The organism is Aquimarina sp. ERC-38 (genome assembly GCF_026222555.1).
Lineage (GTDB): Bacteria > Bacteroidota > Bacteroidia > Flavobacteriales > Flavobacteriaceae > Aquimarina.
Window position 1 is genome coordinate 2,259,181 of the sequence record NZ_CP098511.1, and the last position, 16,469, is coordinate 2,275,649.

Annotated in this window: 1 protein-coding gene; it reads left to right on the top strand. The window is 31.4% G+C overall.

Features of this window, described 5'->3' with window-relative positions:
- Positions 1 to 43 precede the first annotated feature (43 nt).
- Entirely contained in the window at positions 44 to 16,255 is a 16,212-nt protein-coding gene (locus NBT05_RS09300) for a non-ribosomal peptide synthetase (protein WP_265769595.1), read from the top strand.
- Positions 16,256 to 16,469: the final 214 nt, after the last annotated feature.

Consider the following 16,469-nt stretch of genomic DNA (forward strand, 5'->3'; position numbering starts at 1 on the left):
AATAGTTGTCAATTTCTTAAAACCAAATTTCACATAAAAGATTATGAATGTACTTAATAAGACTTTAGATATTCTAGATAGAGTAAAACAGTATGGAGCAAGTATTTTTCTTCAAGATGGAATCTTAAAAATCAAAAAAGAAATAGGTAAAAAACTGCCCAAAGCTATTATTGAAGAAATTAAAGAAAATAAAGAAGATATTATCTTGTTTCTACAAAAGTATAAGGTAACTTCTAATCTGCGTAATGTAGACGAACGTATTGTCAAACAAGAGAGTGCAACTAGTACTCTTTCTTATAATCAGGAACAGCTATGGTTCATTGATGAACTACAAGGAAGTGCCCATTTTAATATGCCTATTTTATGTAAAATTAAAGGTACCATAGATAAGGACAAATTAGAAATGGCTATTAAAGATGTTTTAGATCGACATCAGATTTTAAGAACTATAATAAAAGGAGATTCACATAACATTCTTCAGAGTATCTTGTTAACAAATCATTGGAATCTTATATATTCTGAAATTATTGATGATAATCAGAAGTCTATTACAGTAGCAAATAATATAAAGCAAACCATAGAAAAACCGTTTGATTTATCTAACGATTATCTGCTTCGTGCACACTTGATCAAAGAAGGAGAAGAGCAGTATGTGTTGGTTATTGTAGTTCATCATATCGCTATTGATGGTCAATCAATTGAAATACTATATAATGAAATAGTAGCATGTTATAATAATCATTTAAAAGAGAAAAAAAATTCTTTGCCTAAATTGGATATTCAATATAGTGATTTTGCAATATGGGAAAAAGAATATTTTTCTAATCAAGAAAATAAACAAAAAGCACTCGAGTATTGGAAAGAACAGCTTATAGAATATACTAATCTACAACTTCCTCTTAATAAAAAAAGGCCTGCTATTCAAAGCTCAAAAGGGGCAGTAATATCTCTTAATATTAATAACGATATTTCTAATCAGATATATGAATATGCTTCGCAAGAAGGAGTAACTCCATACATCTTTTTATTAGCAGTGTTTAAAGTATTAATGGCAAAATATTCAGGACAAAATGATATAGTAATTGGCAGTCCTTTTGCAAATAGAGGAAAAGAGCAGTTACAAGGTTTGATAGGTTGTTTTACCAATACATTGCCAATACGATCCATATTAACGCCTAACATTTCTTTTAATAAATTTTTGAAAGAAGTTAAATCTCAAATGTTACAGGCATATGACTATCAGAATACTCCTTTTTCTTTGATTGTCAAAGAAATGATAGAAGATAGGGATCTAAGTAGAACACCTATATTTCAGACATTATTTACATATGAACCTAAAAAAGAAATTGTAAATACCAAAATAGGAACTGCAGATATTTTTCTTGAGGATATAGGGTATAATGTGTCTAAATATGACCTAGCTGCTAAATTTCTCGAAAAGGAAAACGAACTTATTTTAAGTTTGGAATATTGCAAAGATCTGTTCGAAGCATCTTTTATTAAGTCTATGGCTAGGCATTATAAAGAATTAATAGTGTCAACCATTAAAGATGATAGCATACTGTTAGAAGCATTGCAAATGTTGCATGAAGATGAGAAGGCAGTTATACTAAAAGAATTTTCCAACAATGACATAAGCTATCAATTATCAGAAAAGACATTTTTAGATAAATTTAGAACACAATCAAAAGATAAGGGATCAAATATTTCATTGATTTTTGACGATAGAGCACTTACTTATGAGGAGTTAGATTTGATTTCTAATCAATTTGCCAATCAACTACGATCATATAAAATTGGTAAAGGAGATTTTATTCCTATTTGTGTCAATCGTTCGATCGAAATGATTGTGGCGATCTTTGGGGTCTTAAAATCGGGAGCAGCATACGTTCCTGTTGACCCTAATGTACCCTTAAAAAGATTAAGTTTTATCCTTTCAGATATGAACGCTTCTGTTTGTGTTATTCAAAAAGAAGTTGAAAAATTAGTCTTTAATGGAGATACGAATGTTGAGTGTATATACATAGAAGATTTTTCTAAAAACCTTAAGAATTTTCCAAATCATAAAGTAGAAGAATCAATTACTCCAGAACAAACAGCATATATGATATATACATCTGGAAGTACTGGAATACCAAAAGGAGTAGAAATTAGTCATTCTTCATTATATATATATCTAAAATGTATGTCAGAAAAATATCAACTATTAGAAGTTGATAGACTACTTTTTAAAACTAACTTTACATTTGATGTATCTATATACGAACTATTTGGTTGGGTCTTTACGGGTTCGGGGGTAGTGATTTATCCTTCTCAATTACATAGAGAAGTAGAAAAGATGATTAACTATGCAAAAAAGTATGCGGTTACTCTGCTTCAGATGGTTCCATCTTTATTTGCTGTATTTATTGAGGTACTTGATAGAGAAAAAATTGAATTACCACATCTAAAACATATTTTATTAGCAGGGGAAGCATTATCTCCTTCATTGGTAAAAAAGTATGAAAAACTAGAATTAAATGCAAAGTTAGTCAATATTTATGGTCCTACAGAGGCTACTGTATACAGTAGTCAATATGAACTTAACCTGAGTAAATCAGACGTAAGTTATGTTCCTATAGGACGGCCGTTAAGAAATGTATCGTTATATATTGTTGATAAAAATTTATCCTTATTGCCTGTTGGAATAATCGGGGAATTATGTATTTCTGGTCCACAGGTTGCTAAAGGATATTGGAACAGAAGTGAATTAACAAAAGAAAAGTTTATTACAAATCCATTTATAGATATACCTAATCAAAAAATGTTTAGAACAGGAGATTTGGTACGATGGCTTCCTGATGGTAATATACAATTTATCGGAAGAAAAGATTACCAAGTAAAGATAAGAGGATATCGTATAGAGCTTGAAGAAGTAGAAACTCATTTAGAACAACTTTCTTGGATAGATAAAGCTGTTGCTTTGGCTATACCATTGGAAAATGGAACTAATAAATTATTGGCATATGTTCAAAGTAAAGAGAAAATAGATATTGTAAAAACTAAGAACTCTTTATATGAGGTGTTGCCAGAATATATGATTCCTGAATTCTTTGAAGAAATACAGGAATATCCTTTGTCTTCAAATGGTAAAATAGATCGAAAATCACTTACCAAGATAAATACGTCTTTTACTAATGACAGAGAATATATAGCTCCAAGAACAGCGCAGGAAAAACAACTGTTAGAAATCTGGCAAGAAATTTTAATGATAGATACGATTAGTGTTAAGGATAATTTTTTTGCTTTAGGAGGGGATTCTATTATGGCAATCCAGATGGTTAGTAGAGCCAAAGAATATGGAATCTTTTTTATGGTAAAAGATGTATTGAGATATAGAACTATAGAGAGGATACTTCTAATTGCAAAAGAAGAAAATAAAGTTCTGACAGAGCAAGGAAAACTAGAGGGAGAATTTTCTTTAACACCGATACAGCATCTTTTCTTTAATCAACAAGGCGGAAGTAATCATTACAATCAATCGATGTTGTTGGAGGTGGATAGAAAAATTTCATTTGATGTAATGAAAAAAGTAGTAGCCATACTCATAAATAAACATGACTCATTACGGCTATCGTTTAATCTTAAAAAGAAACAAGGATGGTCTCAAAACTATATAAAAGATAAAGAAGCAATACTGTTTAAAGAAAGATGTAATTCTAAAAAAGAACTTTCTATAGTTTGTCAAAAATATCAAGAGAACTTAGATATTACTCAAGGAGAAATAGCAAAATTTGTTTGGATATCTATGCCAAATCATCTAAAAAATGATTTTTTATTTATTGTAGTACATCATCTAGGTATAGATGGGGTTTCTTGGAGAATATTGTTTGAAAATATGATCGATAGTTTTAAAATAATTAATATAGAAAAAAAGAATTTAGATGATGCTATAAAGCAAACCTCCTTTAGACAATGGACTAATCGATTAATAGAGTATGCAGATGCACAGAAACTAAAAGCAGAATATGATTATTGGATAAAAACTTTGTCTAATGTCTCAGCAATGCCTAAGGATTTTACAGAAACCGAAATAAAAACGTATAAGAATAAAATAGATTACAAATTTGGTTTTAGTAAAAAAGAAACGAAAGAGCTTTTGGGAAAAGCTAACTTGGCTTATGGCACCAGAATAAACGATATTCTTCTTAGTGCATTGACTTTAACACTTACTACTTGGTCCAATACACCTAAAGTAGTAATAGGTTTAGAAGGACATGGTAGAGAAGAACTTTTTGATGATATTGATGTTACAAAGACTACAGGATGGTTTACGTCATTATATCCAGTTACACTATCGGTACCTGATGACTCTAATAATCTCGAATTACTTATTGCCAATACAAAAGATATGATTCGAAACATCCCAAATCAAGGAATTGGCTATGGGATACTTCGATATTTATCTGATGATCAAAAGGTTAAGTTAAATCTAGACATAGACTTCTCTTCTATTATTTTTAACTACCTAGGTGATTTTGATACTTCCCTAGATAATCAGAATATGATAAAAATATCTCTTGAAGAAAGAGGTGAAGATATAGGGGTATACAATAAAAACCCCTACAGTATTACGATTACAAGCTTGATTCTTGAACAAAAATTAAATTTTATTTGGAGTTTTGATAGTTCTGTATACAATAAAGAGACAAGTGAGTTTTTAATAAAATCTTTTAGTCAAAACCTAAAAAAAATAATAGTTCATTGCTGTAGTCGTCAACCTGTCAAAACACCTTCTGATTTTGGATTGCCTACTAGTATTTCTTTTAAATCTGTACAAAATTTTATAAATGAGGATTTTCATTGCGATCAAGTAGTGGATATATATGAGCTTAGTTACCTCCAAAAAGGAATGTTATTTCATAATTTATTGGATAATAATATGGGTGATTATATTATCCAAACAAAATTAGATTTTATACATGGCGTAGATGTAAATATTCTTGAAAAAAGTTGGGAAAAGATAATCAAACAGCATAGTGTATTAAGAACAGGAGTGTTTTCTGATTATTTTGATATACCCGTTCAATGTGTATATGCAAATATTAAAACCCCTTTAAAAGAAGTCTATTATAATGAGTTGCCGGAAGGAGATGATAAGATTGAAGCATTTATTTTACATGATCGATCTCTAGGATTTAATCTTAAAAACCCACCACTGTTTAGAATGTCACTTCTACATCATGAAAACAGAGGATGTACTTTATTGATAACATATCATCATATTATTTTGGATGGTTGGTCCTTTTCCTTATTACTGAACTTATTTATGGATCAGTATCAAAGCCTTAAGAATAATGAGTTTTTGATAGAGAAAAGAGAAGATGAATATGTAGACCTGATCAATCAGCACAAAAGCAAAGATATTTATGAATTAAAGACATATTGGAAAAAGTATTTATCTCCAATTTCCTCTCCTTGTTACCTTCCATTTATAAAAAATACTGCCAAAAGAAATAGAGTCTTTGGGAATAGAGTACATTTAATTACTCTTGATGAAGCATTAACAGTACGAATCAAAGATTTTGTAAAAAACAACTCCTTTACTATAAGTACATTTTTACAAGGAGCTTGGTCTTTTTTGTTGAGCCAATATACACATCAGGAATCTGTAGTTTTTGGGGTAACAATTTCAGGAAGAAATACGCTATTAGATAGAATAGAAGAGCGTGTAGGCTTATATATTAATACGATTCCTGTTGTAACGATTATTAGCCCAGAGAGGAACATTATAGAATGGCTTGAAGAATTGCAAATAGAGCATGCAAAAGGCCGTGAGGAGTTTGGATATATGTCATTGAGTGATATCCAATCATGTTCTTCCGTTCAAGGAGTATTATTTGATAATATTATAGTTTTTGAAAATTATCCATTAGAAGTTCTAGCATCTCATAAATTTAACGAACTTGATATTGCCAATATTGAAGGGAGAGGATATGGTAATTTTGCACTTAGTTTATCGGTATCAATTCTAGATAATTCATTTAAAATAGGATTTACATATAATGAAGAATTATTGGATCAAGCTATTATAGAGAGGATTTGTAAACATTTTGTATGTGTTTTTAATAATATGCTTTCAACAAGTAAAACTCTAGGAGAGTTATCTTATCTTCCAGAGTCTGAATACCATCAATTACTTTCATTTAACAAGACTTTTTTTGATTATGATCGCGGATGTAGTTTGATAGATAGTTTTTATGATATGGTTGTTTTATATTCTTCAAAGACCGCTTTGGTATTTAATGAAGAATCGATGACCTACCAGGAGTTATACGATCGTTCTAATCAACTGGCACATTGTCTTAAGTCCAAAGGAGCAAATCCTGGTGATAGGATAGGTTTGTTATCGTATCGAGGTTTGGATATGTTGGTAAGCATTTTTGGAATTCTACAGACTGGCTGTGTGTACGTTCCTTTGCATGCTGAATATCCTTCACAGCGATTATCCTATATTTTAGAAGATGCTGGAGTTAAGCAATTGGTGTGTACCGATATGGATTTATTATCAGCAAAAGGGATATCAGGACTTTATGATATAGTTTCTTTTTCTGATCTATCAGAGTGCCCAGATACTCCTATCGATGTTCTATTATGTCATGATTCTTTGGCATATTTGATGTACACTTCTGGTAGTACAGGTGTTCCTAAGGGCGTTAAGGTGACCCATGGTAATATTCAGAAGTTGGTAAATGATCAAGGCGCAATAGGGGTGAGATCATCAGATGTTGTCTTGCAGTGGTCAAACTATGCTTTTGATGGTTCAGTTTATGAGATTTTCAGTTGTTTATTAAGCGGAGCTACGTTGCATTTGATAAATAAGGAAGAAGCTTCGAGTGCTATTGCTGTATCAAAGCTTTTGGTTGAGCGTTCTATTAGTGTTTGTTTTTTGACCACGGCTTTGTTTAATGCATTGGTCGATTATGATGTATCAAGTTTGTCTGGAGTTCGCAGAGTATTGTTTGGAGGGGAGTTGGTGTCACCGAGTCATGTATCTCGTGCTCTCGAAGTTATGGTTCCAGGTAATTTGGTTCATGTTTATGGTCCAACAGAAACGGTTGTTTATGCTACGAGTCATCAGATTTATGCTATAGAAGGGGATTGTGTTCCTATTGGTTCCCCATTGAGCAATACACAGATTTATATCGTTAATGATAATTTTCAGTTATGTGGATTAGGAGTTAGCGGAGAGATTTGTATAGGTGGTGAAGGTGTTTCTAAGGGGTATTTGAATAAAGATGATGTAACGTCATCACATTTTGTAAAGAACCCTTTTGGCTCAGGATTTTTATATTGTACAGGAGATTTAGGTCGCTGGTTAGAAGATGGTAGCATAGATTTTATAGGTCGTAGGGATAGTCAGGTAAAGATACGTGGCTATCGAATCGAGTTGGGCGAGGTAGAGAGTGCATTACAATCACTACCCATGGTTGATCGTGCTATTGTCATATCAGATTCAGCCCCTGGTGGAGGTAAGCGTTTGATAGGTTATGTTGTTGGCGGGTCAGATTTTAATAAGGGTTTGCTTGATTCACAGCTAGTGAATATGTTGCCAGAGTATATGATTCCTTCGTTTATCATAGTTTTAGATTCGTTTCCACTAACCCCCAATGGTAAGATAGATCGTAAATCATTGCCAGAACCAGGAAGAGATCAGGATCGATCATTAGATATAAAACAAGGAGCGTATACCAGTATAGAAAGACAGCTGATCCCTATATGGAAAGAGGTGTTAAAGGTAGATGGTATTGAACCGCAGGATAATTTTTTTGATCTCGGAGGACACTCTATTCTTGCAACACAATTAGTAAATAAAATAAGGAATGTTTTTACCGTAGATATAGAGATAAAGGATGTATTTATACACGATACTATAGCCACATTGGCTAATTTTATTTCTATTGAATCTAATAAAACAATACATATATTAATTGAAATCTGGAAGGATATTCTAAAATTAGAAGATATAAGTATTCATGACGAATTCTTCGATTTGGGAGGACATTCTATACTTGCAACACAAATGGTTACTGTAGTTAGAAACACTTTTAAAATTGATATAGAAATTGAAGATATATTTATTTATGATACCATTTTTCAGTTAGCAGAATTTATAAATACATCACCAAATGATGTTCAGAAAAGAGTAGCCGAAATCTGGAAAGAGATATTAAAAATTAATACGATTAATATCCATGAAGAATTTTTTGATTTGGGAGGACATTCAATTTTGGCAACACAAGTTGTTACTAAAGTTAGAAAAGAATTCGAAATAGATATAGAATTAAAAGACGTATTCGTTCACGATACTATAGCTGAATTTTCTCATTTTATTGAAGACCAGAAGTCAAAAAGTACACTTCCTAAAATTACCGTTCAAGAAAGGCCAGAACACATTCCACTCTCCTATGCACAAGAGCGATTGTGGTTCATCGATAAGATGAATGGAAGTACACACTATCATATTCCTGCAATAATGCAGCTTAAAGGAACATTAAAAATAAATATTTTAGAAGATTCTGTAAATATAATTATTAATAGACATCAACCACTTCGAACAGTATTTTATGAATATGAAAGAGACTACTATCAAAAAGTAATGCTCAAAAATAAATGGAAGATTCAAATAGTTAAAAATATAGAAGAAGAGCAAGTGCCACAAATTATTAATCAAACACTTAATCAACCTTTTAATTTATCACAAGATCATATGCTAAGGGGGCTTGTCATTGAGAAAACAAAAGGAGATTATGTTTTGATATTTATATTCCACCATATTGCAGGAGATAGTAAGTTACTCATTTTCTTTGAAGAACTTACCAAGATATATAATGCAAAACTAAAGGGGGAGTCTTCATATAACTTACAAGAATTACCAATTCAATATATAGATTATGCAATTTGGCAAAAAAAGTATCTCCGAGGAAAAATAATGACTGAAAAGTTATCTTATTGGAAAGATAAACTGCAAGGAATTTCCCCTTTGGAGTTGCCAACAGATTTTCCTAGGCGACAATATCAAAGTACGCATGGAGAAACTGCCCAAATAACCATACCCAAAAATATACAAAAGCAATTGACAAAACTTTCAAAAGAAGAAGATGTTACTTTATTTACACTAATGTTAGCAGCTTTCAAAGTATTGTTATATAGATATAGTGGTCAAAAAGAAATAGTTGTAGGAACCCCGGTAGCAAATCGAACTGTTGCCGAAGTAGAAAATCTAATTGGTTTTTTTGTAAATGCTTTGGTTTTAAGGAGTAATATAGAAGAGAATAGTTTATTTACAGAGTTACTGCAGCAAGTAAAAGAAAACACTTTATCCGCTTATCAATATCAGGATGTTCCCTTTGAAAGAGTCGTAGAAAATATAGATATAGAAAGAGACGAAAGTAGAACTCCGATTTTTCAAATAATGTTTACCCTTCAGAATAATAAAAAACAAGAAGAGTTTACTTTGGGAAATACAACAATTGAACCTCATAAATACGATTATAAGATTTCAAAATATGATCTTACATTTACGATTATAGAAAATAACGAAAATCTTCAATTGCATATAGAATACTGCTCTGATTTGTTTATGTCAGAAACAATAGAAAACATGGGAAACCATTATGTAACACTTTTGAAGGCTATTATTTCTGATAAAAATACGAAAATCAATAAATTGAACTTATTAAGTGATGAAGAAAAGAATACCTTATTATCATTAGCAATTGCACCAAAGATTAAAATCCCGAAAGAAGTTTCCATATTTCAGTTATTTAATAATAAAGTAGTAGAATATCCTAATAAGATAGCACTACGCTTAGGTGAATCTTCAATTACATATCAAGAACTGTGGGAACGATCTAATCAATTGGCAAATTGTTTAATAGAAAAAGGAGTATCTGTATCAGAACATGTAGGAATTTTGATGGAGAGAGGTATGGATATGATTATTTCAATTTTTGGAGTGCTCCAATGTGGAGCAGTATATGTACCCTTACATACCGATTATCCAGCAAAAAGAATAAAATATATATTGAATGATGCCAAAATTTCTAAGGTTATTACAAATGATAAGCAACTCATTAATCAAAAAGAGGTGTTGATTCATGAATGTATTGATATTGTAGAGAGTATGGAATATATTAAGAAACCAATTGCTATAGATTACATAGAAAACGAATTGGCTTACATAATGTATACTTCTGGAACCACAGGAAAGCCCAAAGGAGTATGTGTTACTCATAAAAATGTAATAAAATTAGTTTATGATCAAGGAGACATCGCGGTAGATTCAAATGATAACGTATTACAATGGTCTAATTTTGCTTTCGATGGATCGGTTTATGAAATATTTAGTGCTTTATTAAAAGGGGCTACTTTACATCTTATAGAAGAGAATCAAGCATCAGATGCAGCTCAGTTATCAGAGGTTATTTCTAATCAAAAAATTACAATAAGTTTTATGACCACGGCTTTGTTTAATGCAGTAGTAGATTATGATGTAATATCCTTAAAAAAAGTAAGAAAACTTTTATTTGGAGGAGAATCAGTTTCTGTACCTCATGCCAGAAAAGCATTAAATGTAATCGGGCCTAATATTCTAATTCATGTTTATGGACCTACTGAAACAGTCGTATTTGCAACATTTCATACTATAAACGAAATTAATAATGAGAAAGTGCCGATAGGAAAACCTTTATCCAATACCAGTGCACATATTGTGGACGAACAAGGACAAGTATGTCCCATAGGCATAGTTGGTGAGTTATTGATTGGAGGGGATGGCGTTTCTTCTGGATATTTGGGTAAACCAGCGCTAACAGAAGAAAAATTTGTGGATAACATTTTGAACCTAGAAGATCTAGGAAAATTATATAGAACAGGAGATTTGGTGAAAAGACTACCTAATGGAGATATTAATTTTATAGGTCGTAAAGATAATCAGGTAAAAATTAGAGGGTATCGAATTGAACTGGGAGAAATAGAAGAAAAATTAGAAGAAATAAAGGAGATTGAAAAAGCTGTGGTTCTGGTAGATAAAAGTAAACAGACGTCTAAAAGGTTAATAGCATATGTAATATCAAATAAAAACTTTGATAAATTGGAGAGCGTCAAAAAAATGAAAGAAAAGCTTCCAGATTATATGATTCCCAAAATTTATGTAGAGATGGATGTTTTTCCACTTAATACTAATGGGAAAATAGATAAAGCAAAATTTCCAAAACCACAGGAGGAAGCATTCATTACTCAAAAGTATATAGCTCCAAGAAATGATATGGAGAAAAGTTTACATGAAATTTGGAGTAAGATATTAAATATTGACAAAATAGGAGTGCAAGATAATTTCTTTGAACTGGGTGGCTATTCTATTCTTGCGACTAGATTGACTTCTACGATAAGAGACGAATTGCAGATTGATATTACTATCAAAAGTGTTTTCGCCCATTGTAATATAGAAGAATTGGCAAGATATATGGGTTCATTGCAAAACCAGACAATTGACAAAATTAAGAAAACGCATAAAGTAGAAAAAGTAGCACTATCTTTTTCACAAGAACGATTATGGTTTATAGATCAATTAGAAGGAAGTGTTCAATATCATATGCCCTTTATCTTTAACGTCTGTGGTAACCTCGATGTTAACATACTTGAACAGTCTTTTAAACGATTAATATTGAGACATGAGATACTAAGAACTATTATAAAAGAAGAAGCAGGTATACGATGGCAAGAAATCAGAGATATTGATCAATTTAGATTGGAGCGTATCACATTAGAGGTACATAGTGATGAAGTAACTTCTTATATACAGCAGTGTATAATCCAACCTTTTGATCTCAGCGAGGATTACATGATCAGAGTAAAGATTATAGGTACCTCTGATCAAAAATATACCTTATTTATGATGTTGCATCACATTGTATCAGATGGTTGGTCAATGCCTATATTATTTGAAGAATTAAGTCTATTATATCAAACACATCAGCAAGAACAAGAAACTTGTTTACAACCACTCGAAATACAATATGCAGATTACAGTGCATGGCAACAAGAGAGTTTGAGTGGTGAGAAATTGAATAGAAAGTTGACATATTGGACCAAAAAACTAGCAGGAGTACTACCATTAGAATTACCTACTGATTATACAAGGCCTCCTGTTCAGAGTATTAAAGGATCACAATACACTTTTTCAATAAGTAAAGAAGTAACAGAAAAATTATATAGTATTTCTAAGATTATGAATGCTAGCCTTTTTATGACATTACTAGCATCATACAAGTTGTTTTTATATCGATATTCTGGTCAGAAAGATATATGTGTAGGTACCCCCGTAGCCAATAGAGGTCACAAGGAAATAGAACCACTAATAGGATTCTTTATTAATACACTTGCATTGCGATCTCAGATTGATAAAGAATCAGATTTCATATCATTTTTAGAAACAATAAAACATGAAACTCTAGAAGCATTTGAACATGAAGATATTCCTTTTGAAAAAATAGTAGAGAAGGTAGTTCGTGAAAGAGATCAAAGCAGACCACCCTTATTTCAGACGATGTTTAGCCTTCAGAACATAAAGCAAATCTCTAATACGATTCATATGGGGGACATCATTTTGGAACTAGAACCATTCCATTTTGATATTGCAAAATACGACCTATCTTTTACAGCCGTGGAGTCAAATGATCAATTAGATATAGCAATCGAATATTGTACAGATCTGTATAAGGAGTCTACCATTAAAAGAATGGCAAAACATTACACCAATCTCTTAACTGAAATTGCCAATAACCCAAATAAAAATATAAATACCTATCAATTACTATCTCAGGAAGAAGAAGAGAAAATAATAGTTGATTTTAATCAAACAATTCAGGAATTTCCTAAAAATGAAACTATTATAGGTTTGTTTCAAAAACAGGTCGAAGAAAATCCTGATAAAGAGGCTATAATTTTTGAAGATACAAGAGTGACTTTTCTAGAGTTTAATAATCAGGTATGTTCTTATGCGGCCTATCTTAACCAAAAAGAAGGTATTAATCCAAAGGATAAAGTACTGGTTACCATACCACATCATCAAGATCTTTTGGCAATCTTATTAGCAATAAAACAAATAGGAGCCATATATATACCTCTTGATCCAGATACAACTAAAGACATGATTACCTATGTTCAGAATGACAGTCAATGTAGTCTGGTTATACAACAGGAATTTGTTGATTTAATGAATGAAGAAGTGAAGAAAAATGAGTATCTCTGGCAGCAACAGCAGTCAGAAGATAGCGATTTTATTATATATACTTCTGGATCTACTGGAAAACCAAAAGGGGTATTATTAAAAGCATCAAATGTGTTGAATAGAATGCATTGGATGTGGGAAAATTATGCATTTAAAACAGAAGAGCGATGTTGTGCAAAAACATCTATAAGCTTTGTAGATCATATATGGGAATTGTTTGGACCAATTCTTAAAGGAATTCCTTTGGTGTTTTATAATAAAGAGCAAATACTAGATATACCAGAGTTTATTGTAAGTCTAGAAAAAGAGAAGGTATCTAGGATTGTTTTAGTTCCTTCGTTACTTAAGGCATTGCTAGAATATCCAGAACTGTGCAAGAAAAAGCTAAGAGACCTTTGTCTGTGGATTTGTAGTGGAGAAACATTAAAGAAAAGCCTAGTAGAGCAATTTTATGCTACTGTACAAAATAAAGAAGCACACCTTCTTAATATATATGGATCTTCTGAAGTGGCTGCGGATGCTACATACTTTGATACATATAAACTATTTAATACATATAAAGAACTTCGATTTAGTCTATTCGAAGACTCTATAGAGAAACGGATAGAAGAATTGATTTATAAATACGATAATAAACAAAAAATAACATCTAGTTCATTTTCAGAGATTTTAAAAAATAAAACATTCTCCGATGTCTCTCTAGAATCTCAAGTATCTTTAACTGGATATACAGAATTTATAGAAACCATTGTATCTGGAGAGGTACCCAATATTTCAAGTCGAACATATATAGGTCATATGACTGGACCGATACCAAAATTATTTAGAGAGTTAGGAGCTTTGTTAACGACTATGAATCAAAATCAGGTAAAAATTGAAACGTCGATGGCGGCCTCTCTTATAGAAAGACAAGTCATTGGTAAATTTCATAATTTGGTGTACAAAAAAAATACTGATTTCTATAGTACACATGTTCAGAATGCAGATACTTGTCTAGGGATTTGTACTAATGGCGGAACCATATCTAATATTTCTGCTTTGAGTTATGCCCTAAATTATGCATTTAGACCTAAAGGTGATTTTAAAGGAATTGTAGAAGAAGGGTTAATACATGCTTTACACTATTATGAATATAAAAAAGTAGTTATTCTAGGATCTTCTTGGTGTCATTATTCTATTCAGAAAACGCTAAAGCTTTTAGGATTAGGAAAACAATCTTTTATTGAAGTGGACTTCTCAAATAAAACAAAGCCTGAACTAGAAAAGGTATTAAAACAGAAAATAGAAGAGTTGAGTAGTCAGGGTGTATATATCTTATCAATTATAGGAGTAGCAGGAACCACAGAGGGAGGTAATATTGAACCTTTGGTAACATTAGGTTCTATTGCTTTAGATCATAATATACATTTTCATGTAGATGCGGCATATGGTGGAGCGGCATTAATGGATGACCATTTGAGTGCTAAGTTAAGCGGTATAGAGTTGGCAGATTCAGTTACCATTTGCGCTCATAAACAATTATATCTTCCAATAGGAGCTAGCTTAGTACTATTTAAAGATCCTGAGTTGGCAACTTTTTCAGAAAACAATACGCAATATCAAGCAAGGAAAGGGAGTTATGACCTAGGCAAATTTACGATAGAAGGATCTCGAAGTTTTATGAGTTTTATGCTTCATGCAACATTAAATATCTATGGTAAAGAAGGATTTGCAGAAGTAATACGGCACAATTACGAGAATGCTCAAAAATTTGCAAAATGTATAGACGAACATCCTTCTTTTGAATTGTGGACTATGCCAGATCTTACTATAGTATTGTATCGATATATTCCTAAAAAGTTAAGAGGGAAATCTAAATTAACTACAGATGAATTGATCACCGTAAATGAATTGAACCAAAAGATTCAAAAAGAACAGTTTGCCCAAGGAAATACATTTGTATCCTACACCAACCTAAGACAATCAATAACACAAGAATGGATTACCGTATTCAGAGCAGTATTCATGAATCCATATTCTACAGAAAAAGAATTTCTAGAAGTATTAAAAGATCAAGAAAAAATAGCATTACAATTACAGCAGATAGATTATAAAGAGATTAATATTTCTAAAAGTGAACAAAGAGTAATATCAATAGGAAAGCCTATTAGTAATGTAAATATTTATATTTTAGATGAAAACCTAAATATTACACCAATTGGTGTTTCTGGTGAAATTTATGTTTCAGGAGAAGGGGTAGCCTCAGGATATATCAATCTACCAACTCAAACAAGTGAATGTTTTATTAAAAGTCCATTTAATAAGGATCAAAAACTCTTTAAAACAGGGGATATAGCTCGGTGGCTTGATGATGGAAATATCGATTTTGTAGGAAGAGCTGATCATCAGGTCAAAATACGAGGATATCGAATAGAACTTCAGGAAATAGAAAATCAATTAGAACAATTATCACAGGTTGTTAAGGCTTTGGTTGCCGTTAAAGAAGATCAGGAGAATGATAAAAAATTGATTGCATACCTAATTATAAAGGAACCTATAGATAAAACAGTAGTACGAGCATCTTTAAAAGAAGTATTGCCAGAATATATGATTCCTGCTGCTTTTGTGATTCTGGATGAATTTCCATTAGCATCAAACGGAAAAATTAATAGAATACTCCTGCCAGATCCAGAGGTATTAGACTTTATTCAAGAAGAATATGTAATGCCTTCAACAGGAAATGAAATAGTTTTAGAAACAATTTGGAAAACACTATTAGAAATCAAAACTATAGGAATTCATGATAATTTTTTCATTATTGGTGGACATTCTCTTTTAGCAACAAGATTGATTTCAAAACTCAAAAGTGAATATGGGATAGGAATTCCTATAAAAACGATTTTCAATTACCCTACCATACATGAATTGGCCAAGTTCTTAGATATTCTTGGAAATAAAGAAGATGATGAAGAAAGTAAAGAACTAGAAACTACTTTTTTCTAAATTAGAAACCACTTTTTTGATAGGTATGATTCTGAGATTTAATAGAATCAACTTTGAAATCTAATAATTTACCATAATATAATTCAAACGTTGTAAGAAGCAAAATACTACAGTAAGATGAGTACACATAATGTTCTTGATATTATCCAATCTTTACAAAAAGAAGGAATAGAATTATTTATTGAAAATGGCCGATTAGGAATGAAAAAAAATA

Excerpts from the sequence above, each read along its gene's own strand:
- NBT05_RS09300 (WP_265769595.1), top strand. The coding sequence starts at position 44 with ATGAATGTACTTAATAAGACTTTAGATATTCTAGATAGAGTAAAACAG.